Below are 24,404 nucleotides of genomic sequence, written 5' to 3' on the forward strand. Positions count from 1 at the left end.
AAACTTACTAGACAAGTCTGTCTACAAGATTCCAGTGCATACACGCAACTTATGCCGGCCTCATAGCGCAGCCGGTCCAGGCTGGCACATGCGGAAGCGCCGGTAGTCGAGCTCGCAGAAATAATCCTCCAGCGCCTGCGCCGAGGCGCCCGGATCGCACAGGGCGACGTAGCCGTCCGGCCGCAGCAGGTAGCCGGCATTGCGCGCGAAACCGGCTTCATCGTGTTCGGCGCCCCAGTCGAACTCGCGCAGGATCATGCCGTGGCGATCGCACCAGGCGCGCAGGTCCGGGTAGGCCTCACCGTACACGTGGACCTGCCAGTCGATCCGTCCCGGCGGCGCGTAATTGTCGAGGCCTTCGCGCAGCACCCAGGGCAGGCGGTCGCCGCCATGCACGCGGCCGGCCGCGCCGCTCGAGAGCGGACTGTCGTGGTAGCTGATCGTGGTCTGCGACAGGATCCGGAAGATCATCTCGCGCACCGGCCCGATGCCGTAGGCGGCGCTGGCGAACATCGGCGCGATCCGCGTGCGCATGAAGTCGGCGAAACCGCTCTCCGCGGTGACGAAGCTGAACAGGCGGTCGGTGGTGTCGACCAGCTTGCGGGCGAAGGCGATCCGTTCCTGCTCGTAGGTGTCGAGCAGGCTGTCGGATGCGTCGCCGCGCACCACGGCGGCCAGCTTCCAGGCCAGGTTGACGGCGTCGCCGATGCCGGTGTTCATGCCCTGGCCGCCGGCCGGGCTGTGCACGTGGGCCGCGTCGCCCAGCAGGAAGGCACGCCCCTTGCGATAGTGGTCGGTCACCCGGTGATGCACGCGGTAGGTCGAGAACCAGTGCACCTGCTCGACTTCCAGTCCGAGGCTGGCCATCGCCCGGTGGCTGACGTCGTTGAAGCTCAGGGCATCGGCGTCGCCGTGCGCATCACGAATGGTACCGACCAGGCGCCCGCGGCCGCTGTCGTCGTAGCCCAGGAAGATGACGAAGTCGGAGGTCTCGAGCGACAGGTGGATTTCGCCGTTGGCGGCCGGGCCCCGTGACTGTACGTCGGCAACGTAGAACAGGTGGTCGTAGGTGCCGCCGCCGAAACCGGTGCCGAGCTGGCGCCGCACGGTCGAGCGGGCGCCGTCGCAGCCGGCCAGGTAGCGCGCCTCGACCTGCAGGTCGTCGCCGCTGGCGCGGCGCAGTCGGGCCAGCACGTAGTCTCCCATTTCCTCGAAGCCGGCCAGCTCGGTGCGGCGGAGAATCGCCACGCCGGCGGCCTCGAGATGGCGCACCAGCAGCTGCTCGTGCGCGTCCTGCGGATAGATCAGCACATAGGGGTAGGGTGTCAGGCGGGCGCCGGCGTCGCGCAGCGACAGCTGGGCGCGCCGCTTGCCCCTGACCCACAGGTTGATGCAGGGGTTGGGCCGCCCGGCGGCGGCCACTTCCTCGGCCAGCCCGAGCGGGCGGTACAGCTCCAGCGTGCGCGCCTGTACCGCCATGGCGCGCGAGGTGGTGCCCGGTCCGTCGGCCTTGTCGACGATGCAGACCCGGATGCCCTGCTTTGCCAGCGACAGCGCCAGCACCATGCCGGTCGGGCCTGCGCCGGCGATGAGTACGTCATAACGGTCCATATGGCCTCCTGTTGCAAGTCTTGCTTGCACAGATGCCGGCGCGGTCCGAATGTTCCGCGGGCCGGTTACGCGATACTTATTGTAGGCTTATTCAAGGACGAGGGGCAGGTCGCGGCCTTCGAGCGCGACCTGGCCGGCATAGTCGGCCGCATAGATGCGCAGGATATACTCGCCCGGCGCAATGTTGCCGAGCTGCCAGCTGCCGGTTTCCACCTGGCCATCCTGCAGGCGGCTGTGCAGCGCGTAGGCGAAGTGGGTGGCCTTGCTGCCGTAGACGGTGATGCCGCTGTTGGGCGCGTAGACGGCCTTGACCGCGTCCGGGTTGCGCGGCAGGCGGTCGTACACTTGCGTGATCAGCGGGCGCTCATGGCCCGGCATCGGCGTGCCGTCGGCGCGCAGCAGCTGGTAGCCGAGCTTGTACAGGCCGAGGCGGCGCCGCGCCAGGTTGCCGTTCACCTGGTCATAGGCGTCGACCACGATGTGCACCTCGCCCAGCGAACGGGGCACGCGCAGGCGCTTGTCCGCGACCGGACGCTTGCGCGTGCCGCTTGGGGGGCGCAGGCGCTTGCCGGCCGCGTCGAACAGCGCGATGCTGTTGATGCGCGGCGCCACGGTATCGGTGAAACCCACGAAGGGAAGGCTGAGCGGATTGACCACCGCGCCGCCCTGGTAATAGTCGAGGTGGACGTGGGCCATCGCATTGATGGTGCCGAGCGGGTCGCCCACGGCGAAGCGGGTACCGCGCGGCACCCGCACGCGCTCGGCTTTCCCGCGTTCACCGGTCAACACCTGGAAGCGCGGATCGAGCGGCCGGCCGCGGGTGTCGCGGCCGACCCGCATGTGGATATACGATAGCGGCCCGACGCTGATGCCCTCGCTGAGCGAGTCGAAGCCCCAGTTCGCATACGGATCCGAGACCTTGGACGGGAACACCGCCAGCACCTTCGAGCCGACGTCGGCGCGCACGTCGAGGCCGGCGTGGAAGTGGTCGCGGCTGTCGCCGTTGTAGCTGCCGCGCACCTCGCCCATCACCCCGACCACCTCATGCACCATGTCCTGCGGGCCGACCGGCCAGGGCATCGGTTCCTGGCGCCGCACCGCCACCGCCACCGGCTGCGGCCGGGCCGGCGCCGCTTCGCCGGCGCGTGGGCTGGACAGGCGGTGCAGGCGGTGGGCCTGGGCATCGGCCACCACCAGGCTGCCGTCGCGCTCGACCGCGATGCCGCGCGGGCCGTAGAGCTGCACGCTGCCGTCGGGACCGAAGCCGTCGCTCGAGGCCGGGACGTCAGCGTCCGGCAAGGGGCGCACCTCGCCTTCGGGCGTGAGCTGCAGGATACGTCCGCCCGCACTGGCGGCGATGTAGAGGTAGCCGTCGCGCGTGAGGGCCAGCCCGACCGGACGGCGCAGCGGCGCGCGCCGTTCGCCTTCGGCGGGCGCCGCGATGGTCGTGACCGTGCCGTCGGCGGCAATGCGGCGGATCGCATTGTTGCCGGTGTCGGCCACGTAGAGCGTGCCGTAAGCCGTCACCGCGATGGCGCTCGGGGTGTCGAAGCTGGCAGCCGTGCCGAGACCGTCCGCGTTGCCCGGCTTGCTGCCACCAGCAATGGTGCTCACGCTGCCGTCGCGGCCGATGCGGCGGATGCGGTCGTTGTAGGTGTCGGCCACGTAGACGATGCCGGCGTCATCCACCGCGAGGCCGACCGGGCCGTTGAACTGCGCTGCCCGGCCGATGCCGTCGGCCTCACCCGGCGTGCCGTTGCCGGCCAGCGTGCTCACCGTGCCGTCTTTCGTGATCTTGCGGATCGCGTGGTTGCCGGTGTCGGCCACGTACAAATTGCCTTCGTGGTCGAAGGCGATGGCGGACGGGGTGTGGAAGGCGGCGGCGCTGCCGATGCCGTCGAGGAAGCCTTCCTTGCTGCCGGCGAAGGTGCTGACCGTGCCATCGGGGGCGATCTTGCGGATGCGGTTGCTGTTGCCGGCGTCGGCAAGGTAGACGCTGCCGCGCTTGTCGAGGGCGACGCCGAAGGGGTCGTCGAAGCGGCTCGTCGCGGCGGGGCCGTCCACGGTGCCGGGGACGCCGTCGCCGGCCAGGGTGGTGAGGCGCGCGGGCCAGAAGGGCAGCGTCTTGGCCGCCTTGGGCGTGAGCACGGCCAGCGCGCCCGGCTGGCGCCCGATGATATCGGTGAAGGTGAGAACGGCGCCTGCGATGGCGACGCCTGCGGCCGCAAGCGCCGCGATGAGGATCTTTCGGTTCACTGGAGCCGCTGGATGATTGCTGGGGCTGCAATCTTACCGTATCTATGGACTCCACCCATTTTGCAAGAAGAAGATTGAATTACTGCCTTTAGGAAGAGTTTGCTTGTATCTATTCGGCCTGTTTGTGAGCGTGTTCAGTGCTCGGGCCCTGATGTGATACGCGCGTCGGGATCCTCATAGGGTGACGGCCTTGATGGCCACTACGGTTAGCGGATTCACCCGACGCCGGTTCAACCTGTTGGCATCATTTTTTCTTCATCATCGCAAACTTGGCGGTGTTGCTCCTTGCTGTTGCTGAGTTAATCGACAGTGTTTTCAAGCCGGCCTGGGCATGTCTTTCGACCAGGCCGGAACATAAGCGCGTCCGTGCGCCATCAATGCCCAGATTACCCTGGCCATCTTGTTGGCCAGTGCAGTTGTGGCTACGTTGAAACTGCGCCGCTCCACCAGTTTTGTCGCCCACTGCAGCAGCTTGTCTGGCTTGCCCTCTGCTGTTCGCAGTGCGCTGCGGGCTCCATGTATGAGCAGGGTGCGCAGGTAGCTGTCGCCTCTGTGGGTAATGCCATATAGACGCTGCTTGCCGCCGCTACTATGCTCGCGTGGCACAAGACCCAGATTCGCCGCAAAATCCCGAGCGCTCTTGTAGTGGTGAGGATCGGCGATGGTTGCCTGCACTGCCGTTGCCGTCAACGGCCCTACACCCGGCACTTCCATCAGCTTCTTCGCCAGCTCCGATTTCGCAGCCTGATTCAGGCGGCGGTCGTATGCCTGGAGCCTCTCATCCTTATCGTCCAGTTGGGACTTAAGCTCCCGAAAGGTCTCTAAGGCCATGCCAGACAAACCATTGTCTGGATCGTTCAGCCATGCTCTCAGTCCGTCACGGAATCTTTCTACACGCTTAGGAAACACCTGGCCGTATTCGCCCGCGAATGCCCGGATCCGGTTAATCGTCGCTACACGTTCCGTCATCAAGGCGCTTCGGGCGCGGTGTAGCATCTGCAAATCTTGCTGCGCAGCCGTATTGATCGGAACATATTTAGTCGCTCCACGCGAGCGTGCCTCGGCAATCGCAGCAGCATCATTCATGTCGTTCTTGTTACCGGTGACATATGCCCTGACGTGCTGGGCCGCAATTAGCCTGGCATCGTGCCCCATCTCGACGAACTTGCGTGCCCAGTAGTGCGAACCGGCGCATGATTCGATACCAATCACCGCAGGTGCCACCTGTGCAATAAATGGAAGAACCTGAGCTCGCGAGAGCTTACGCTTGAATACCGGCTTGCCGTTTCCGTCGAGCCCGACAGCAAAGAACACGTCCTTCGCAATATCCAAACCAACCACTTTTGCGCTAGCATTCATGGTGACTCCCCCTCCTGTTTTAGCTTGCCAGCCCAATCTGGCACGCTTGGCACAATGATGCCGATATCGGGAGGGTGGAGTCCATCACATTAGGGTGGACGGCTCCGCCGTCCGCGCGTCCAACTCCCGTGCGCGCTGTGGCGCTATTCGAACTCCATACCATCACATGCCGGATTGCCGCCCCAATCCGCTGCGTAAATTCCTTGGCGCACGAACCTTTCAAACGTGGAATACGGCCATTGAGATGCCGCCTTCACGAATCCATGCTTCACCGGATTGAAATGGATGTAATCGACATGCCGCTCCATATCGATTTCGTCTCGGATCTGATGTTCCCAGAAACGGCGCTGCCAGATAGGCGATGTTCGTCGGTCTTGCCGGGATCTGGACATCGTCATCGGATACAGCTTGCCGCAGGTATAGGAAACGTGATGCTTGATTTGTACCCAGCGGGACGAGAAGTTCGTGTCGCCTTGAGGGAGCGTCCAGATGCAGTGCAGGTGATCCGGCATCAGGACCATTGCATCGGTCGCGAATGGAAGACGGACACGCACGCGTTCGATTGCGTGGCGCAGGGCAAGCCGGACGGCATCGTCACACAGGATGGGACGGCGACGGTGAGTGACGACCGTGAAGAAGTAGGTCGTACCGGTTAGGGAGCGGCGATAGCGGGGCATCGGCGCATGTTAGGTGGGCGCCGAAATTGCAGGGTGCGTCAGATCAAATGAAAGTTGAACGCGCGGACGGCGAAGCCGTCCACCCTACGTCTTCAGGTATTCAATCTCCCGGGCCACAGCCTGGCTGACGATCTCGCCCAGCGCAGTGTGCAGGCCTTCGCGCAGGTCGGCAGTGAAGATCTCCAGGGTACGCTGCATGGCGTCGGCCATGGCGTCGCGCACGCGCTGCTCGAGGACGAAGTCGACCCGGCCCTGCAACTGCTGCAGCACGCGTTCGGTGACGCGGCGTTCCAGCACGCTCCATTCCTCGCCGGTCCAGCGTTCGGTGGCGCGGCGTTCCAGCTGTTCGGCGACCGGCTCGTGCGCAGGCGCGGAAGCTGGAGCAGAAGCGACTGGTTCGCTGACGACTTCGGTCAGTACCGGAATGCTCGGGTCGAATGCGGGATTCTGGCTCATGACTGTCCTGCGACGAAGTGGGTCAGGGGATAGTTCTGCTTCTTGTAGGCGACGTAGCGCTGGCGCCCGGCAGCCGCATCGTCTTCGTCGATCGAAATGATCTCGAACACGCGCGCGAACTGCGCCAGTGTAGCGGGCTGGCGGCGGGTGAGGTTGACCAGCATCTCATGATGGGGCAGCTCCACCCCTTCGTCGGCGGTGATGATGACCGGCGTTTCGCTGGCCAGCGGATCGCCGGCCGGCACGTGGGGAATGAAGTCGGTATCCGATACCGTCCACAGCGCCGCGTTCAGCGCTTCGGCCTGGGCGGCGTCTTCGGCCAGCACCACCACCCTGGCCTTGGCGGCATACGCCTTGCGGGCCAGGCGGCAGGCATAGGCCAGCTTGTCCGGGATGTTGGTATGGAAGTCGATGCGGGTCATGCGTTCATGCCGCTGTGGCGCAGCAGCGCGTCGATCGACGGCTCGCGGCCGCGGAAGGCCTTGAAGGATTCCAGCGCCGGGCGCGAGCCGCCCACCGCCAGGATCTCTTGCTGGAAGCGCTTGCCGGTTTCCTGCAGCTTGCCGCTGTCGATCGCCTCTTCGAAGGCCGCATAGGCGTCGGCGGACAGCACCTCGGCCCATTTGTAGCTGTAGTAGCCGGCCGCGTAGCCGCCCGAGAAGATGTGGCCGAAGGAGTGCTGGAAGCGGTTGAAGCTCGGCGGGATCATGACCGAGAACTGCCTGCGGATGTCGTCGATCAGCCCCTGCACCGTGCGTTCGCTTTGCGGATCGAAGTCGTAATGCAGGTGCATGTCGATCAGCGAGAACTCGACCTGGCGCAAGGTCATCATCCCGGACTGGAAGTTCTTCGCCGCCAGCATCTTGTCGTACAGCGCGCGCGGCAGCGGTTCGCCGGTCTTCACGTGGGCGGTCATCTGCTGCAGCTTGTCCCACTCCCAGCAGAAGTTTTCCATGAACTGGGACGGCAGCTCCACCGCATCCCATTCCACGCCCGAGATGCCCGACACCGACAGTTCCTCGACTTCGGTCAGCATGTGGTGCAGGCCGTGGCCGAATTCGTGGAACAGGGTGATGACTTCGTCGTGCGTGAACAGCGAAGGCTGCTGCTTGCCGTCGACAGTCGCCGGTGGGGTGAAGTTGCAGGTCAGGTAGGCGATCGGCGTCTGTACGATGCCCCCGAAGCTCACGCGGCGGCCGCGTGCATCGTCCATCCAGGCGCCCTGGTTCTTGCCGGGACGCGCGTACAGGTCGAGGTAGAACTGCCCGATCAGCTCATTGCCACGTTCGATGCGGAAGAAGCGCACGTCCGGATGCCACACGGGCGCCTGGTCCGGCTTGATCTCGACGTCGAACAGGTCCTGGATGACGGTGAACAGGCCTTGCACGACCTTCGGCTCGGGGAAGTATTCCTTCACTTCCTTTTCGGAGAAGGCATAGCGCTGCTCGCGCAGCTTCTCGGAAGCGTAGGCCACGTCCCAGGACTGCAGGTCGTCGATGCCCAGCTCGGTTCTGGCGAAGCTGCGCAGCTCTTCCAGGTCCTTCTCGGCGAAGGGGCGGGCGCGCTTCGCGAGGTCTTCGAGGAACTCGACCACGTGCTGCGGGCTCTCCGCCATCTTCGGCACCAGCGAGACTTCGGCGAAGTTGGCGTACTCCAGCAGCTGGGCTTCTTCATGGCGCAGCTGCAGCAGCTTGACGATGTTCGCGGTGTTGTCCCAGCGGGCAGCGTCGCTGAACATGGTGCCGGCGTCCGAGGCCTTGGTGGCGCTGGCGCGGTAGATCGTTTCGCGCAGGGCGCGGTTGTCGCAGAACTGCAGCACCGGGTAATAGGACGGGAAGTGCAGGGTGAACTGCCAGCCGGCCTTGCCGTCCTTCTCGGCCAGGGCGCGCGCGGCGGCTTTCACGTCGTCCGGGATGCCCGACAGTTCCGCTTCGCTTTCCACCAGCAGCTTGTAGTCGTTGGTGGCGTCCAGCACGTTCTGCGAGAAGTTGGTCGAGGTCGCGGCCTGCTGTTCCTGGATCTCGGCGAAGCGCTGCTTTTTATCTTCCGGCAGCTCGGCGCCGCCCAGGCGGAAGTCGCGCAGCGCGTTCTCGACGATGCGCTTGCGGGCCGGGCTCAGGCTCGCGTATTCAGCGCCGGCACGCAGCGCCTTGTACTTGGCGAACAGGGCCTCGTTCTGGCCCAGCGAAGTCCAGAACTCGGTGACCTTGGGCTGGTTCTCGTTGTAGGTGGCGCGCAGCTCGGGCGTGTCCACCACGTGGTTCAGGTGGTTGACCACGCCCCAGGCACGCCCCAGGCGCTCGGTGGCTTCCTCGAGCGGCACCACGAAGCTGTCCCAGGTGACTTGATCGGCAGGCGCTTCAAGCCGGGCGACGACGTCCGCAGCCTGCTTGATCAGCTGCTCGATGGCCGGCGTGACGTGCTCCGGCTTGACCAGGTCGAACCGGGTCAGGCCCGAGAAATCGAGGAGGGGATTGCTGGTGTCGATGGTCATGGTCTTCCTTTCGGGTTCAGGCCAGGCCGGTCTTCGGTTCCATTCCCGATGCCTGGCCAGGCACTAATTGGCTGCTGGAGTGCACGCGTTCTGCGGACTCCACGGTATTCATCAACAGCATGGTGATCGTCATCGGACCGACGCCGCCCGGCACCGGGGTGATGTGCGACGCGACTTCGCGCACACCGGCGTAATCGACGTCCCCGCACAGCTTGCCCGCGTCGTCGCGGTTCATGCCGACGTCGATCACGACCGCACCCGGTTTGACCATGTCGGCGGTCAGGGTATTGCGGCGGCCGACGGCGGCCACCACCACGTCGGCCTGGCGGGTGTACAGGCCCAGGTCCGGCGTTGCGCTATGGCAGATGGTGACGGTGGCGTTGGCTTGCAAGAGCAGCAGGGCCATCGGCTTGCCGACCGTGTTCGAGCGGCCGATCACGACGGCGTGCTTGCCGCGCAGGTCGATGCCGGTGGTCTCGATCAGCTTCATGCAGCCGTACGGGGTGCAGGGGCGGAAGCCGGGCAGGTTGGCGACCAGTTCGCCGGCCGACAGCACCGAGTAGCCGTCGACGTCCTTGCTGGTGGCGATCGCTTCGATGACCTTGCTCGGGTTGATGTGCTTCGGCAGCGGCATCTGCACCAGGATGCCGTGGATCGCCGGGTCGGCGTTCAGGGCGGCGATACGGTCCAGCAGGGCCTGCTCGCTCAGGTCGGCATCGTATTTTTCCAGCACCGAGTGGAAACCGACGTCGCCGCAAGCCTTGACCTTGTTGCGCACGTAGACATGGCTCGCCGGGTCCTCGCCGACCAGGATGACCGCCAGGCCCGGCTGCCGGCCGGCAGCGCTGAGTTTGGCGGCGCGCTGGGCGATTTCGCCGCGCAATTGTTGGGAAAGGAGGACTCCGTCGATATTCTGGGCTGGCATGTTTGGGCTCACGGCTAGGCAAAAATGAAATTATAAGGCCGACGTCCATATCGCGCGCCGCAGCCGGCGAAGCATTGTCATATTTGTCAGCTGTTACCGCCCGTGCCGCAGCGGGAATGTGCACTTGCAGCATGAGATTCCACAATATGAAATGACATATCGCAATTTGAAAAACCCAAGGTCCACTGGTAGAATCGAAGAGTTTATTTTCAGATATTTGAAATTTCACCATACCGCCACCAGCCATTTCTAGGGATAGGTCGGGGCGCACACTCAAGGAGACGCATTAATGTCAGCTCAACTCGACCAGTTGACGGCACAAGCTGCCAACGACCCGGACACGCTCGAAACCCAGGAATGGCTGGATGCGCTGGAAGCGGTGATCGAACATGAAGGCACCGACCGCGCGCACTACCTGATGGAGCGCATGGTCGACCTGGCACGCCGCCGTGGCGCCCACATCCCGTTCTCGAGCAACACCGCCTACGTGAACACCATCCCGGCCCACCTGAACGTGAACTGCCCGGGCAACCTCGAATACGAAGAGCGCCTGCGCTCGTGGATGCGCTGGAACGCGATGGCGATGGTGGTCAAGGCCAACCGTGCCGACGGCGACCTGGGCGGCCACATCTCCTCCTTCGCCTCGCTGGCGAACATGCTGGGCATCGGCTTCAACCACTTCTGGCACGCCCCGACCGAAGACCACGGCGGCGACCTGCTGTACATCCAGGGCCACTCCTCGCCGGGCATCTACGCCCGCGCCTACCTGGAAGGCCGCATCACCGAAGAGCAGATGCTGAACTTCCGCCGCGAAGTCGACGGCAAGGGCCTGTCTTCGTATCCGCACCCGAAACTGATGCCGGACTTCTGGCAGTTCCCGACCGTGTCGATGGGCCTGGGCCCGCTGATGGCGATCTACCAGGCGCGCTTCCTGAAGTACCTGCACGCACGCGGCATCGCCGACACCGAGAATCGCAAGGTCTGGGTCTTCTGCGGCGACGGCGAGATGGACGAGCCGGAATCGATGGGCGCGATCGGCATGGCCGCACGCGAACGCCTCGACAACCTGGTCATGGTCGTCAACTGCAACCTGCAGCGCCTGGACGGTCCGGTGCGCGGCAACGGCAAGATCATCCAGGAACTCGAAGCCGACTTCCGCGGCGCCGGCTGGAACGTGGTCAAGGTCATCTGGGGCTCGCAGTGGGACGCCCTGCTGTCGAAGGACAAGGACGGCATCCTGCAGCGCGTGATGATGGAAACCGTCGACGGCGAATACCAGAACTACAAGGCCAAGGACGGCGCCTACGTGCGCAAGCACTTCTTCGGCAAGCACCCGGAGCTGCTGAAGATGGTCGCCAACATGAGCGACGACGACATCTGGCGCCTGACCCGCGGCGGCCACGACCCGCACAAGATTTATGCCGCCTTCAAGAACGCGCAGGAGAACAAGGGTTCGCCGACCGTGCTGCTGGTGAAGACCGTCAAGGGCTTCGGCATGGGCAAGTCGGGCGAGGCGCGCAACACCGCGCACCAGACCAAGAAGCTGGACGACGCCGCCATCCGCGAAATGCGCGACCGCTTCAACATCCCGATCCCGGACGACAAGCTGGCCGAGATCCCGTTCTTCAAGCCGTCCGACGACGCCCCGGAAATGCAGTACCTGCACGAGCGCCGCAAGGCCCTCGGCGGCTACCTGCCGCAGCGCCGCTCGAAGTCCGACGAAGCCCTGGTGGTGCCGAAGCTGGAGACCTTCAAGTCCGTGCTCGAGCCGACCGCGGAAGGCCGCGAGATCTCGACCACCCAGTCCTACGTGCGCGTCATCACCAGCCTGCTGAAGGACCCGAGCATCGGCCAGCGCATCGTGCCGATCCTGGTCGACGAATCGCGTACCTTCGGCATGGAAGGCCTGTTCCGCCAGATCGGCATCTTCAACCAGCAGGGCCAGCTGTACGAGCCGGTCGACCGCGACCAGGTGATGTACTACCGTGAAGACAAGGCCGGCCAGATCCTGCAGGAAGGTATCAACGAAGCGGGCGGCATGAGCTCGTGGATCGCCGCGGCGACCTCGTACTCGTCGAACAACCGCACCATGATCCCGTTCTACACCTTCTACTCGATGTTCGGCATGCAGCGCGTGGGCGACCTGGTCTGGCTGGCAGGCGACATCCGTGCGCGCGGCTTCCTGATGGGCGGCACCGCCGGCCGTACCACGCTGAACGGTGAAGGCCTGCAGCACGAGGACGGCCACAGCCACATCATCGCGGCCACGGTCCCGAACTGCCTGCCCTACGACCCGACCTTCGGCCATGAAGTGGCCGTGATCATCCAGGACGGCCTGCGCCGCATGGTGGAAGAACAGGAAGACGTGTTCTACTACATCACCATCATGAACGAGAACTACGCGCATCCGGGCATCAAGCCGGGCCAGGAAGAGGGCATCCTGAAGGGCATGTACCTGCTCCAGGAAGGCGCCACCGCATCGCAGGCGCCGCGCGTGCAGCTGATCGGCTGCGGCACCATCCTGCGCGAGTCGATCTTCGCCGCCGAGCTGCTGAAGAACGACTGGGGCGTGGATGCGGACGTGTGGTCGGCCCCGTCGCTGACCCTGCTGGCCCGCGACGGCCAGGATGCCGAGCGCTGGAACATGGTCAACCCGGAGCAGGAACAGCGCGTGCCTTACGTGACCTCGCTGCTGCAGAACACCTCGGGCCCGATCATCGCGACCACCGACTACATGCGCATGTTCGCCGAGCAGATCCGCGCCTTCATGCCGAAGGACCGCACCTATAAAGTGCTGGGCACCGACGGCTTCGGCCGCTCGGATTCGCGCGTCAAGCTGCGCGAGTTCTTCGAGGTGAACCGTTACTATGTGACCGTGGCGGCACTGCGTTCGCTGGCCGACGAAGGCAAGATCGACCGCGCCATCGTGTCGCAGGCGATCGCCAAGTACGGCATCGACCAGAACAAGCCGAATCCTGTGACCCAGTAAATGCTCGAAGCCCGCCGCCCCGTCGATGCGGGGCGGCGGCTTAAGCGCTAACTCAAAGAACAAACGGAGCTAACACTATGAGCATTGTGGAAGTCAAAGTCCCGGACATCGGCGACTTCAAGGAAGTGGAAGTCATCGAACTGATGGTCAAGCCGGGCGACACGATCAAGGTCGACCAGTCGCTGGTCACCGTCGAGTCGGACAAGGCGAGCATGGAAATCCCGTCCAGCCACGCCGGCGTCGTCAAGGAAATCAAGGTCAAGGTCGGCGACAAGGTTGCCGAAGGTTCGCTGGTGCTGCTGCTGGAAGAAGCCGGCGGCGCCGCTGCGCCTGCACCGGCCGCTGAAGCCGCACCGGCCGCCGCGGCTGCGCCGGCTGCCGCAGCCGCACCTGCACCTGCCGCTGCCCCGGCAGCCGCGGGCGGCATCGTCGAAGTCACCGTGCCCGACATCGGCGACTTCAAGGAAGTCGAAGTCATCGAACTGATGGTCAAGCCGGGCGACCAGATCAAGGTCGACCAGTCGCTGATCACGGTCGAATCGGACAAGGCGAGCATGGAGATCCCGTCCAGCCACGCCGGTACCGTCAAGGAAATCAAGGTCAAGGTGGGCGACAAGGTCGCCAAGGGCTCGCTGGTGCTGCTGGTCGAATCGACCGGTGGCGCACCCGCCGCCGCACCTGCCGCTGCAGCGCCGGCACCTGCCGCCGCCGCACCGTCGGCTCCCGCAGCCGCGCCGGCTGCCGCTGCTCCGGCTCCTGCCGCGGCACCGGCACAAGGCGTGACCGGCTCCAAGGCCCACGCTTCGCCGTCGATCCGCAAGTTCGCCCGCGAACTGGGCGTCGACCTGGGCCGCGTGCCGGGCACCGGCCCGAAAGGCCGCATCACCCAGCAGGACGTGCAGAACTTCGTCAAGGGCGTGATGGCTGCCCCGGCGGCGGCCCCGGCAAAGGCCGGCGGCAGCGGCGTGGGCCTGGACCTGTTGCCATGGCCTTCGCTCGACTTCTCCAAGTTCGGTCCGACCGAACTGCTGCCGCTGTCGCGCATCAAGAAGATCTCCGGCCCGAACCTGCATCGCAACTGGGTCATGATCCCGCACGTCACGACCTTTGACGAAGCCGACGTCACCGACCTGGAACAGTTCCGCGTCGATTCGAACGCCGCGCTGGCCAAGCAGAAGTCGACCGTCAAGCTGACCATGCTGGCCTTCGTCATCAAGGCATCCGTCGCCGCGCTGAAGAAGTTCCCGCAATTTAATGCCTCGCTCAGCGAAGACGGTGCGAACCTGATCCTGAAGCAGTACTACAACATCGGCTTCGCAGCCGACACCCCGAACGGCCTGGTGGTCCCGGTGGTGAAGGATGCGGACAAGAAGACGGTGTCGCAGATCGCTACCGAAATGGGTGAGCTCTCGAGCGCGGCACGCGACGGCAAGCTGTCGCCCGCGAACATGCAGGGTGCAACGTTCACGATTTCTTCGCTCGGCGGCATTGGCGGTACCGCCTTTACGCCGATCATCAATGCACCTGAACTGGCGATCCTGGGCCTGTCGAAGTCGGCGATGAAGCCGGTATGGGACGGCTCGGCATTCCAGCCGCGCCTGATGCTGCCGCTGTCGCTGTCCTACGACCACCGCGTGATCGATGGCGCCGGCGCAGCACGCTTCGCCGCCTACCTGGCCGACGTCCTGGCCGACCTGCGCAAGACCCTTCTGTAAGGAGCCGAGCATGAGCACTGTTGAAGTGAAGGTTCCGAACATCGGCGACTTCAAGGACGTCGAGGTCATCGAGCTGCTGGTCAAGCCGGGCGACACCATCAAGGTCGACCAGTCGCTGGTCACCGTCGAGTCGGACAAGGCCAGCATGGAGATCCCGTCGACGAACGCCGGCGTGGTCAAGGAAGTCAAAGTGAAAGTCGGCGACAAGGTGAACGAAGGTTCGCTGCTGCTGATGATCGAGGAGTCCGGTGCGGCCGCAGCTGCACCGGAGGCCAAGCCGGCAGCGCCGACGGCAGCCACCAAGCCGACCGATTCGTATGCGCCGGCACACCCGGCACCTGCGGCCACGCCGGCAGCAGCGCCTGCACCGGGCGCGGCCAGCTACAGCGGCCAGGTCGACATCGAATGCGAGATGATGGTGCTGGGCGCCGGCCCTGGCGGCTACTCGGCCGCCTTCCGCGCGGCCGACCTGGGCATGAACACCGTGCTGGTCGAGAAGTACGCGACCCTGGGCGGCGTCTGCCTGAACGTGGGCTGCATCCCGTCCAAGGCGCTGCTGCACGTGGCCCACATCATGGACGAGACCGCGCACATGGCCGACCTGGGCGTGAGCTTCGCCAAGCCCGACGTCGACATCGACAAGCTGCGCGCCTATAAAGATGGCGTGATCAAGAAGATGACCGGCGGCCTGAATTTCATGGCCAAGGCGCGCAAGGTCAACGTGGTGCAGGGCGTGGGCCAGTTCCTGAGCCCGAACCACATCGAAGTCAGCGCAGCCGACGGCAGCAAGAAAGTCATCAAGTTCCAGAAAGCGATCATCGCCGCCGGTTCCGCGGTGGTGAAGCTGCCTTTCGTGCCGGAAGATCCGCGCATCGTCGATTCGACCGGCGCGCTCGAACTGCGCCAGGTGCCGAAACGCATGCTGGTGATCGGCGGCGGCATCATTGGCCTGGAAATGGCGACCGTGTACTCGACCCTGGGTGCGCGCATCGACGTGGTCGAGATGATGGACGGTCTGATGCAGGGCGCCGACCGCGAGGCCGTCAAGGTCTGGCAGAAGTACAACGCCCACCGCTTCGACAACATCATGTTGAAGACCAAGACCGTCGGCGTGGAAGCGCTGCCGGAAGGGATCAAGGTCACGTTCGAAGCAGCGGAAGCCGGCGCCACCGCACCGGAACCGCAGCTCTACGACCTGGTGCTGGTGGCCGTGGGCCGCAGCCCGAACGGCAAGAAGATCGCCGCCGAGAAGGCCGGCGTGGTCGTGAGTGACCGCGGCTTCATCGGCGTGGACGGCCAGATGCGCACCAACGTGCCGCACATCTTCGCCATCGGCGACCTGGTGGGTCAGCCGATGCTGGCGCACAAGGCGGTGCACGAGGCCCACGTGGCGGCTGAAGCGGCACACGGCGAGAAAGCCTTCTTCGATGCCAAGGTGATTCCGTCGGTGGCCTACACCGATCCGGAAGTGGCATGGGTCGGCCTGACCGAGGACGAAGCCAGGCAGAAGGGCATCGCCGTCGAGAAGGGCCACTTCCCGTGGAACGCCAGCGGCCGCGCGGTCGCCAACGGCCGCGACGAAGGCTTCACCAAGCTGCTGTTCGACAAGGAAACCAAGCGCATCATCGGCGGCACCATCGTCGGCACCAATGCCGGCGACATGATCGGCGAAGTGGCGCTGGCCATCGAGATGGGCGCGGACGGCGTGGACATCGGCAAGACCATCCACCCGCACCCGACCCTGGGCGAATCGATCGGCATGGCGGCGGAAGCCTACAAGGGCGTCTGCACCGACCTGCCGCCGGCACGCAAGAAGTGATCGCTGCCTGAGCAGTCAAGAAACGGGACCTCATGGTCCCGTTTTTCGTTTACAGCCCCATCACTGCAGATTGTTTTACTAGCAGTAACAATAGTTACTAAATTAAAATTGTTCACTATAATTAATGACTTTCTTTTCAGCAGTGAGTCCTCATGAACGCAGTTCCTCCAGTTGAAGCATCTTGCGAATCGGCAGAAGAGTGCGCATCTGCGCCCACCAAGACCTCCACAATCAATATCTACCCGGTCATCGGAATCCTGCTGGCGATCCTTGCCGCCGTCCTGACCTATGGCGGACTGCTGCTGGCACTGGTCGACGACTGGAGTTTCCTCGGCGTCGGCAACACCAGCGAAGTCGAGTAGCCTACATCTGCCTGAACAGGTCGACGTAGTTCCGGCTCACCACGAGCTGTTCCTCGCGTCCCCTCAAGCGCACGTGCAGCCGGCCGCGGAAATCGGTGCGCGTGCCCGCCACGTGCCGTGCCGCGACGATCACGCCGCGGTGGATCTGCCAGAACTGCTGCGGATCGAGTTGTTCCTTCAGCTTGCTCAACGGCGTGCGGATCAGGCTTTCGCCGTCCGCCAGGTACACGCTCGTGTACTTGTCGTTGCTCTGGAAGTAGATCACCTCGTCGATCGCGATCAGCCGCGTCTCCTGTCCCTTGGCCGCCCGGATCCACTGCAAGGGCGCGGGGGCCGGCGCCGCCACGCCCAGCTGGCGCAGCAGTGCCTGCAGGGTGTCAAGCGCCGGCGCAGGGACAGGCGCGGCCAGCGCCCCTTTCAGCCGCGCCACCGTGCGTGCCAGCCGTTCGAGTCCGATCGGCTTGAGCAGGTAATCGAAGGCCGCGTGCTCGAAGGCCTGCAGGGTGTAGTGGTCGTAGGCCGTGGTGAACACGACCCGCGGCGGATTGCCGCCTTCGCACAGGCGCGCCGCCAGCTCGATGCCGTTCAGGCCGGGCATCTGGATGTCGAGGAAGACCACCTGCGGCGCCAGCGCGTCGATCAGTTCCAGTGCCTGCACGCCGTTGGCGGCGCGCGTGACGCGCAGCTCGGGCCAGGCAAGCGCCAGCTGCGATTCCAGGTAGTCGAGCAGGTGCGGCTCGTCGTCCGCGATCAGGGCGTGGGGATGGTCGATGATGGCACCAGGAGAGGAAGCAGCAGGCGCGCGGTGACGCCGCCTGTGGGGTTTTCAATGAGCTGCAGCTGCGCGCCCGTGCCGTACAGCTGGCGCAGGCGCTCGCGCAGGTTGGACAGGCCGACGCCGCCGCCAGGCCGCGGTGGCGCCATGCGCAGCCCGTGGCCGCTGTCGCACACTTCGACGCACAGCACGTCGTCGTTCAAGCCGGCGCGCACCACGATCTCGCCGCCTTCCAGCTTCGGTTCGATGCCGTGCATGATCGCGTTCTCGACCAGGGGCTGGAGCAGCATCGGCGCCACCGGCAGCGCGCGCATGGCGGCGTCGAGCTCGAAGCGCCAGCGCAGGCGGCCTTCCATGCGCACACCGAGCACGTCGAGGTAGGCGCCGGCGAGATCGGCTTCGCTGCCGAGCGTCGCATGCTCGGCGCGGCTGGCCGACAGGCTGGCGCGCAGGTAGTCGATGAAGCGCTCGAGCATGCGCCTGGCCTTGGCCGGCTGGCTGTCGATCAGGCTGACGACGTTGGCCAGGGTGTTGTACAGAAAGTGCGGCTCGATTTGCGCCTGCAGCGCGCGCAGCCGCGCCTCGGCCACCAGGCGGCCGGCGGCCGCGAACTGTTCCTGCTGGCGCGCCGCTTCCGCTTCGCGCCGCATGCGCCGTTCGCCGGCGGACAATACCAGCACCATCAACACCGCCGTCATCAGGCCGAAGGCCAGCAGGAACACCAGGGTGGTGCTGGTCTGGTAGAAGCGCAGCGGGCTCCTGCCGGCCACCAGCGCATTGCCGAAGGGGATGCCGATCACGCTGGCCGCCGCGATCGCCAGCACCTGCGCGCTGCGGAAGAGCAGCATGTTCTCACGTGGGAAATGGCGTTCGAGCAGGTGCAGGGCGCCATGGATCAGGAAGCCGATCAGGTTGCTGATGACAAGGGTCGCGAACAGCAGCCGCGCAAACGACATGCTGGTGCGGCCGAACAGTTTCTGCAGCACGGTCAGGAGCAGGGCGATCGCCGAGCTCCAGATGGCCGTATAGACGAGGTTGCGCAGGAGCGAGGGCGGCCAGCGCCGGAACAGGGGGATCAGTTCCAGTGGATGGCCGCGCTCGCGCGCCGTGTCGCAGCGTTTGGGGGAGGGGGTGGCGGTGATCATGCGCTTACGAAATTACCATGAAAGCAGTGCGGCGTGCGATAGGGCAGTCTGGCCAGCGCCAGCGGACCGGCGGACACGCGCGTCGCATCGAACACGCTCAGCACGCCGACGCCCTTGCGCAGGTCCTGCGCCACCCCGACCAGGTAGGCGTCGGTTTCGCTGCGTGCATGGCGGCGCGGGACCAGCACGTGCTCCTCGAGCTGCCAGCCGGCGCCGAAATCATGGCCATCCACCTTGCCGCTGTCGATATCGACCAGGTTGACCGAGGACAGCAGGGCGTCGCCACCGAGCAGGACGAGCTTGCGGTGGCGCCGGCCGACCACCTGCGGCGCGACGCGCGGGAACTCGCTGTTGCCGAACATGCGGTGGGTAGCGGCCGTGCCCTTGGCGTAATCGAGGCAAACCTGCAGTGCTTCGCTGCGCGCACCAAGCTGGCGTTTGCCGGCCATCAGGCCGCCGAGTCCGGCCAGCACGTCGCCTTCGTGCAGCACCACGTCGAAACGGGTGCAGTCGCCATCTTCCCAGGCGTTCCCGAAGTGGAACACCATGCGCGGCGGCAGTTCGAACACCCGGCGCACGGTCAGCGTGTCCTTGGCCACCACGACCGCGCGCAGCGGCCGCGCATCGGGCCCGCTGCCAGCCCAGGCCTGGCGCTCGGCGAAGCTCATGCTGCTGCCCGGCTGCAGGTCGTAGGGCGGAACCAGGAAGACCAGGTGCTTCGCACTGACGGCGAAGTCATGCACCATGGCTTGCCGCGGCACCGGAATCAGGGCCGTGCGCAGGACCTGTCCATCCGCGCCGATCTGGTAGACCGCGATGCGGTCGGAGCCGGGCAGGGCGCCGAAATTCCACATGCCGCCCTGCGGGTCGAGCTTCGGATGGGCCGAGAAGGGCATCGCGCGCAGGTCCTCGCGCCAGGTCTTGAGGCCGATCGTCGCCAGCGTGTCCGGATCCAGCTGCGTCGCCGAGCCGCCTTCCCACAGCGCGTACAGGCGGCCGTTGAAGGGCAGCAGATTGGTGTTGGCCGCGTTCATGGTGTCGTTGTCGCGGAAACCGCGGCGCAGAACGTGGGTGCCGAAGGACGGGTAGAGGAACTGCCCGGCCTCCGATTCGTCGAGGAAGCGGCGCGTTTCGACGAAGCGGCCCTGGTGGCGGACCTTGCCGCCGGCGATGGTCCAGCGTTGGGCGAAGCCGTCGCCGTCGAACCAGTGGTGGTAGCGCTCGCCGCCCAGCTCGAAACGGCCGGGACCGTTGCGGTAGAAGCTGCCCGCCAGGTCGCCCGGGATGCGGCCGCTGAGCGCGGCTTCGCCGGCCTGGCTGCCGACCGTGTCGGCATACACGGCGAAGGAAGGATCGCGGGCCAGGGCGGCGTGGAAGCGGCGCCGGGTTTCCTGGTCGGCGCGGGCGGCGCTGCCCGGCGCGAGCGCACCAAGGCTTAGTACGGCTTCCAGGAAGCGGCGGCGTTCCATGGCCGTCCTCAGCGCAGGCTGATGGTGGCGGTGGCGCCGTCCGCCGGCACGGTGAACTTCACCTGCTCGAAGCTCGGCGGGCCCATCATGCCGCGGGCGTTGTTGCTGAACGCGTAGTCTTCCGACGGGATGCCCATCGCATTGCGGTCCATCTTGCCGTTGCCGTTGGCGTCGTGGAACAGGGCGATGCCGTATTCGCCTGCCGGCAAGTCCTTGATGAGCACCGTGACGAGACCCTCGGCGGCGACCGCATGGGCGGCCTTGGCCGGGCGCTTCAGGAAGCCGTCGGCGGAATCGTAGACGGCAACCATGAGCTTGCCCTGCGCCGTCCTGACGTCGTCGACGCGGACGGTCAGGTCGGCGGCACTGGCCGCGCCGGCGGCGAACAGGAGCAAGGCAGCTGCGGTATGGATGGGCTTCATGACGGTCTCCTCGTGGTGGGTTGGTGGAGCCATTCTGGCGAGCCCACCGGGACCGTGCGGGCGCTTGCGACGAAGCGGCGGCGGCCTGGCGCGAGCTGCATTCCGGCAGCGCGAACTGCGCAAGACAAATTTCAAGGCGCTGTCACCGTTATCTATGGATGACTCTGATTGCGATGCGCAGCAATTGTTCAGCAGAAGTAATCCGTCCGCCATCAAGTGCCCAGCGCCAGCCCAGGTAATTCGGTAAATAGCGCGAGGCGACGCCGTGAAAACGCGCCAGCCATTCGCGCAAGCGCTGGTGATAGGCATTCACGTTTTGGACATGGATGGCGCCGGCGCTGCCGCGACGGACCCGCTCGCCCGCGTGCAGGTTCACTGCCTCATGGGCGATGCCGTGTTTGCGGGAAAAAGCCCGGTAGGCGGCGTTCGCGTCGCTGACCAGCAGTGCTTGCCTGTCGAGCTTGGGCAAGAGGTGACGCTCCAGCTGCGCCACCGTCAGGGCGCCGCGACCAGCGAGCGCATCGATGGTCTGGCCGCTGCGGTCACGCGCGACGAGGATGCAGTCGAGTTCGCGTGAGATCCCGCGCCTGCTGGCCCGGCCACCACGCTTGCGCGGCGCCCGCTCCAGTTTGCGCGCGCCTTTCTGAGACTCCAGCATGAACATTTCATCGGCCTCAACGACGCCGCTCAAGTATCGTGGTCGATCGTGCTTGACCCGCTCGAGGAAGCGGTGACGCCAGCGGAAGGCGGTATTGCGATGCACATCTACCTGCTTGGCCGCCGCGCGCACCGGTTTCGAATCGAGCACTGCAGCCAGGTAGTCAAGCCATTTGTCGCGCAGCCGCAGCCGTGCCAGAGGCGTGCCGCTCAGGTCGTTGAAGCTGCGCCTGCATTCGCGGCAACGGTAGCGCTGCAGGCCGTTGGCCTGGCCATGCCGATAGTAGCGTTCGCACGCGCAGCGCGGGCATTGGCGTTTGGCCGCGCCAATCTGCCCGATCAGGGCGATCACCTCGTCGAGCCCGGCAGCCGGATGCAGCGCGGCAAGCGTTTGCAGCCGTTGTGGCTGGTTCAGATCGGGCAGCTGTGCAAACCATTTTGTGAAACTGGGCGCTTTCATGGCCGATTCCTGTCGATGCGGACAGGACTTGGACCATGGGTGAACTCAGCAGTTCAATCCTCATCCATAGCTAACGATGACAGCGCCAATTTCAATCGTGACAGGGTGCTGCGCTGTATTGACTTGCTATGATGGGGACGTGTGGCGGCAAGCCATGCCGCCAGCGCGTGTCAAGCTACAGGGAGACTGCTATGTACGAACACGGCAATGAATACATCGGGACGGTATATGTGCTGCCCGAAACACGCTGCTTCGAGCTCAGGACCACCGTCCACGGCGAAGCCCATCTCGTTCACGGCACCATTTCCCAGCAGCTCGCGGCACGCTTCCTCGAAGGCGCGCCCGACCACATCGATCCAAGCCAGCTGTCGCTCCAGCCGCGCCGGGTCGAAGTCATGACCCGCGAAATCCACGAACGCCACCGTGCACCGCGCAAGGTGTATTGCCTGAGCCGGCTGTTCGACTTCGAACCGCAATCACAGGGCAGCCCGGCCCCGGCCATGGCCGGCTGAGGCAGCGTTCCTGCCCGTCTGGACAAAAAAATAGCCGCCCGGCTTGCGCGGGGCGGCGGTTCGGTGTGGGGTGGCTCAGGTAAATGCGATGAAGCGTTGCGGAATATCGATGGTGCCGGCCTGGGCGGCGGCGGCATAGGCACGCATTTCTGCAACGACCGCTTCCAGCTGTTCGTTGTCAGGGTTTTGCAGAAAACCTTTCATGCGCTCTTGCAGCGAGGCCTGCTGGTCACGCCATTCGTATCGGGAAGACTTGCTCATGCTTCCTCCTCGCGGCGAACAGCCGCTGTCGTTTTATTGTTCATGACATCCTCCATAATTAAGGATGTCAGATTGACACAAGTGCTCGCCCAAAGTCGGTGCGATCACGCACAGACCGCTGTTTGACCAGGTGGTCAAAGAATGCTGCGATAAAACAACTCTAAACGCTCGGCAAGCAGGCGGCGTGCTTCTTCGGAGCCCGCTGCGCGTTCGGGGAACAGGTAGCGCACCACCGGGTCGCCAATGATGCAGGCGATCAGGTAGGAGGGTAGCTGGGAGACCGGGGCATCGGGACGCAGCTGGGCGCGGACGTCTGGACGGGCGAAGTAACGCTCCAGCATCTCGCGGGTCATGCGCGGCCCGCCTTCATAGAAGGCTTCAGCCAGTTCTGGGTTGGTGGCGGCTTCCGCGATCACCATGCGCTGCAAGGTCATCGCGTCCGGCTCGCACAGCATGTCGTAGAGATAGTGAGCGAACTCGTCAATGACTTCGCGCAGCGGGCGTTGGTCGACATCCATCTTTCCGACTGGGAAGAAGCGTTCGCGCCGCGCCGCCAGCACGGCCTTGAGCAGGCCGGCCTTGCCGCCGAACTTCACGTAGATGGTGCGCACGGCTACCCGTGCCTCGCGGGCGATGGCCTCCAGGCTCACGCCGATATAGCCCTGTTTCAGGAACAGGCAGCCGGCGACATCGATCAGTTCCTGCGTGCGTGCTTCGACTTCCGAGGCTTTCGGGCGGCCGGCCGACTTGGCCGGGCTGGTGGGGGTGGCTTTCGTCATGCACCCATTTTAATGCATGAGAAATGAAATGCAACCGTTTCATTTCTTGACTTTTGCCGGGTGGTCGGCAAATAATGCGCATGACCCATTTCATTATTACCGGAGCTTGACCCCATGGCAGAATCGCACATCCCGGCCGCCACCCAGCCAGCCATCCAGACGCCCGCGCCTGCGGCGCCGGGAAAAACCCCTCCCAACAAGCGCGTGCTGGGCGTGGTCGCACTGATCGCCCTGGTCGCCCTCGGTGCGGGCGGGCGCATGTGGTACCGCAGCCACCACTATGTCGAGACCGAGAACGCCTACCTCACCGGCCGGGTGCACCCGGTATCGAGCCGCGTGCCCGGCGTGGTCACCCGCGTGCTGGTGGACGACAACCAGCTCGTCAAGGCGGGCGAGGTCATCGCCGAGCTGGATCCGGCCGACCACCACGTGCGCGTCGAGCAGATCGAGGCACAAATCGCCTCCGTCGAGCAGCAGATCGCCCAGGCCGGCGCCCAGGTGGCGCAGGTGCGGGCCCAGGCCGCCGCCGCCGGCTCCCAGGTGAAGCAGGCCGAAGCCCAGCTGCTGCGCGCGCGCCAGGACGCCGAGCGTTTTGGCCAGCTCTACAACGAGACCATGAAGGCGGTGTCGAAGGCGGAAGTCGACGCTTCGGCCGCCGCACGCACCGCCGCCGGCGCCGACGTGGCGGCGCGCCGCGACAATGCCGCCGCCGCCCTGGCCCAGGTGGCCGCCGCCGATGCCGGCCGCGAAGTGCTGAAAGCCCAGGTCAAGGTGCTGCAGGCCCAGTTGAAAGACGCGCGCCAGCAGCTGGCCTACAACCGGATCGTGGCGCCGGTGGCCGGCCGCATCGGCAAGCGCAGCATCGAAGCCGGCGCCCGCGTGCAGCCGGGCCAGCAGCTGCTGGCCGTGGTCGAGGACGAGGTCTGGGTCACCGCCAACTTCAAGGAAACCCAGCTCGCCGGCCTGGAGCCGGGCCAGAAGGTCGAACTCGAGGTCGATGCGCTGCCGGGCAAGCACCTGGTGGGCCGCGTGCACAGCTTCTCGCCGGCCTCGGGCAACCAGTTCGCGCTGCTGCCGGCCGATAACGCGACCGGCAACTTCACCAAGATCGTCCAGCGCGTGCCGGTCAAGATCGTGCTCGACCCGGCGGACGTCAGGAAATACGCGGGCCGCCTGGTGCCGGGCATGTCGGTGGTGGCCGAGGTCGAACTGGGCCAGAAGCCAGCCGCTATTCACACCGCAGCCGCCGCGCACTAAGGAC

General features: G+C 65.3%; 21 protein-coding genes. 6 read left to right on the top strand and 15 right to left on the bottom strand.

The features are described from left to right. Nucleotides 1-60: 60 nt before the first annotated feature. From ACSQ25_RS04735 to folD, 8 genes are all read right to left on the bottom strand, one after another. Nucleotides 61-1,611 (bottom strand): FAD-dependent oxidoreductase, encoded by a 1,551-nt coding sequence (locus ACSQ25_RS04735; RefSeq protein ID WP_436104558.1) that lies wholly within the window; start codon nucleotides 1,609-1,611, stop codon nucleotides 61-63. Between the two features lie 87 nt (nucleotides 1,612-1,698). Then, entirely contained in the window at nucleotides 1,699-3,867 is a 2,169-nt protein-coding gene (locus tag ACSQ25_RS04740) for a gluconolaconase (RefSeq protein WP_436104559.1), read from the bottom strand. A 315-nt stretch (nucleotides 3,868-4,182) separates the two neighbouring features. Further along, nucleotides 4,183-5,226: an IS110 family transposase gene (locus ACSQ25_RS04745; protein ID WP_436104560.1), complete on the bottom strand. Its 1,044-nt coding sequence runs from the start codon at nucleotides 5,224-5,226 to the stop codon at nucleotides 4,183-4,185. 143 nt (nucleotides 5,227-5,369) lie between these two features. Further along, nucleotides 5,370-5,903: an REP-associated tyrosine transposase gene (locus ACSQ25_RS04750; protein WP_436104561.1), complete on the bottom strand. Its 534-nt coding sequence runs from the start codon at nucleotides 5,901-5,903 to the stop codon at nucleotides 5,370-5,372. 84 nt (nucleotides 5,904-5,987) lie between these two features. After that, complete coding sequence (locus ACSQ25_RS04755) at nucleotides 5,988-6,359, bottom strand: hypothetical protein (protein WP_436104562.1); 372 nt, start codon at nucleotides 6,357-6,359, stop codon at nucleotides 5,988-5,990. Next, nucleotides 6,356-6,781, bottom strand: coding sequence for a DNA polymerase III subunit chi (locus ACSQ25_RS04760; RefSeq protein ID WP_436104563.1), 426 nt, complete (start codon nucleotides 6,779-6,781; stop codon nucleotides 6,356-6,358). Before ACSQ25_RS04760 ends, ACSQ25_RS04755 begins: the two co-directional genes overlap by 4 nt. After that, nucleotides 6,778-8,853 (bottom strand): M3 family metallopeptidase, encoded by a 2,076-nt coding sequence (locus ACSQ25_RS04765; protein ID WP_436104564.1) that lies wholly within the window; start codon nucleotides 8,851-8,853, stop codon nucleotides 6,778-6,780. The genes ACSQ25_RS04760 and ACSQ25_RS04765 overlap by 4 nt, the downstream gene beginning before the upstream one ends. 16 nt (nucleotides 8,854-8,869) lie before the next feature. Then, nucleotides 8,870-9,778, bottom strand: a complete 909-nt coding sequence (gene folD, locus ACSQ25_RS04770) for a bifunctional methylenetetrahydrofolate dehydrogenase/methenyltetrahydrofolate cyclohydrolase FolD (RefSeq protein WP_436104565.1) — start codon at nucleotides 9,776-9,778, stop codon at nucleotides 8,870-8,872. 289 nt (nucleotides 9,779-10,067) lie between these two features. On the opposite strand from folD, the gene aceE reads away from it, so the two are divergent. The 4 genes from aceE (at nucleotide 10,068) to ACSQ25_RS04790 (ending at nucleotide 16,663) form a co-directional block, all read left to right on the top strand. Next, the gene (gene aceE, locus ACSQ25_RS04775; RefSeq protein ID WP_436104566.1) at nucleotides 10,068-12,767 is read left to right on the top strand and encodes a pyruvate dehydrogenase (acetyl-transferring), homodimeric type; all 2,700 of its coding nucleotides are present in this window, start codon (nucleotides 10,068-10,070) and stop codon (nucleotides 12,765-12,767) included. A 77-nt stretch (nucleotides 12,768-12,844) separates the two neighbouring features. After that, a complete protein-coding gene (aceF, locus tag ACSQ25_RS04780) occupies nucleotides 12,845-14,482 on the top strand; it encodes a dihydrolipoyllysine-residue acetyltransferase (RefSeq protein ID WP_436104567.1) in 1,638 nt (545 codons plus the stop codon). A gap of 10 nt (nucleotides 14,483-14,492) precedes the next feature. Further along, nucleotides 14,493-16,301 carry a dihydrolipoyl dehydrogenase gene (gene lpdA, locus ACSQ25_RS04785; RefSeq protein WP_436104568.1) on the top strand — a complete coding sequence of 603 codons (1,809 nt, stop codon included), beginning with the start codon at nucleotides 14,493-14,495 and terminating at the stop codon, nucleotides 16,299-16,301. 152 nt (nucleotides 16,302-16,453) lie between these two features. Continuing rightward, nucleotides 16,454-16,663 (top strand): hypothetical protein, encoded by a 210-nt coding sequence (locus ACSQ25_RS04790; protein WP_436104569.1) that lies wholly within the window; start codon nucleotides 16,454-16,456, stop codon nucleotides 16,661-16,663. A 1-nt stretch (nucleotide 16,664) separates the two neighbouring features. Here the strand turns inward: ACSQ25_RS04790 and ACSQ25_RS04795 are convergent, their stop codons facing one another. The 5 genes from ACSQ25_RS04795 to ACSQ25_RS04815 all read right to left on the bottom strand — a co-directional run bounded on the left by ACSQ25_RS04795 (nucleotide 16,665) and on the right by ACSQ25_RS04815 (nucleotide 21,591). Then, nucleotides 16,665-17,393 carry a LytR/AlgR family response regulator transcription factor gene (locus ACSQ25_RS04795; protein ID WP_436108023.1) on the bottom strand — a complete coding sequence of 243 codons (729 nt, stop codon included), beginning with the start codon at nucleotides 17,391-17,393 and terminating at the stop codon, nucleotides 16,665-16,667. Nucleotides 17,394-17,413: 20 nt separating this feature from the next. After that, on the bottom strand, nucleotides 17,414-18,583 hold the full coding sequence (locus tag ACSQ25_RS04800) for a sensor histidine kinase (RefSeq protein ID WP_436104570.1): 1,170 nt from the start codon (nucleotides 18,581-18,583) through the stop codon (nucleotides 17,414-17,416). Beyond that, a complete protein-coding gene (locus tag ACSQ25_RS04805) occupies nucleotides 18,580-20,052 on the bottom strand; it encodes a carotenoid oxygenase family protein (RefSeq protein ID WP_436104571.1) in 1,473 nt (490 codons plus the stop codon). The genes ACSQ25_RS04800 and ACSQ25_RS04805 overlap by 4 nt, the downstream gene beginning before the upstream one ends. Before the next feature lie 8 nt (nucleotides 20,053-20,060). After that, a complete protein-coding gene (locus ACSQ25_RS04810) occupies nucleotides 20,061-20,474 on the bottom strand; it encodes a DUF2141 domain-containing protein (RefSeq protein WP_436104572.1) in 414 nt (137 codons plus the stop codon). A gap of 148 nt (nucleotides 20,475-20,622) precedes the next feature. Continuing rightward, nucleotides 20,623-21,591: an IS1595 family transposase gene (locus ACSQ25_RS04815; protein WP_436104573.1), complete on the bottom strand. Its 969-nt coding sequence runs from the start codon at nucleotides 21,589-21,591 to the stop codon at nucleotides 20,623-20,625. Nucleotides 21,592-21,782: 191 nt separating this feature from the next. Here ACSQ25_RS04815 and ACSQ25_RS04820 point away from each other — a divergent pair, with 191 nt between their 5' ends. Next, complete coding sequence (locus ACSQ25_RS04820; protein WP_436104574.1) at nucleotides 21,783-22,103, top strand: hypothetical protein; 321 nt, start codon at nucleotides 21,783-21,785, stop codon at nucleotides 22,101-22,103. A gap of 75 nt (nucleotides 22,104-22,178) precedes the next feature. Here ACSQ25_RS04820 and ACSQ25_RS04825 read toward each other — a convergent pair whose 3' ends face one another. Together ACSQ25_RS04825 and ACSQ25_RS04830 are read right to left on the bottom strand one after the other, a co-directional pair. After that, on the bottom strand, nucleotides 22,179-22,364 hold the full coding sequence (locus ACSQ25_RS04825; RefSeq protein ID WP_436104575.1) for a hypothetical protein: 186 nt from the start codon (nucleotides 22,362-22,364) through the stop codon (nucleotides 22,179-22,181). 134 nt (nucleotides 22,365-22,498) lie between these two features. Continuing rightward, nucleotides 22,499-23,143 (bottom strand): TetR/AcrR family transcriptional regulator, encoded by a 645-nt coding sequence (locus tag ACSQ25_RS04830; RefSeq protein WP_436104576.1) that lies wholly within the window; start codon nucleotides 23,141-23,143, stop codon nucleotides 22,499-22,501. Nucleotides 23,144-23,257: 114 nt separating this feature from the next. Between ACSQ25_RS04830 and ACSQ25_RS04835 the strand changes: the two genes are divergently transcribed. Further along, nucleotides 23,258-24,400, top strand: coding sequence for an HlyD family secretion protein (locus tag ACSQ25_RS04835; protein WP_436104577.1), 1,143 nt, complete (start codon nucleotides 23,258-23,260; stop codon nucleotides 24,398-24,400). Nucleotides 24,401-24,404 lie beyond the last annotated feature (4 nt).

The organism is Massilia sp. LjRoot122, assembly GCF_964252725.1.
GTDB lineage: Bacteria > Pseudomonadota > Gammaproteobacteria > Burkholderiales > Burkholderiaceae_D > Telluria.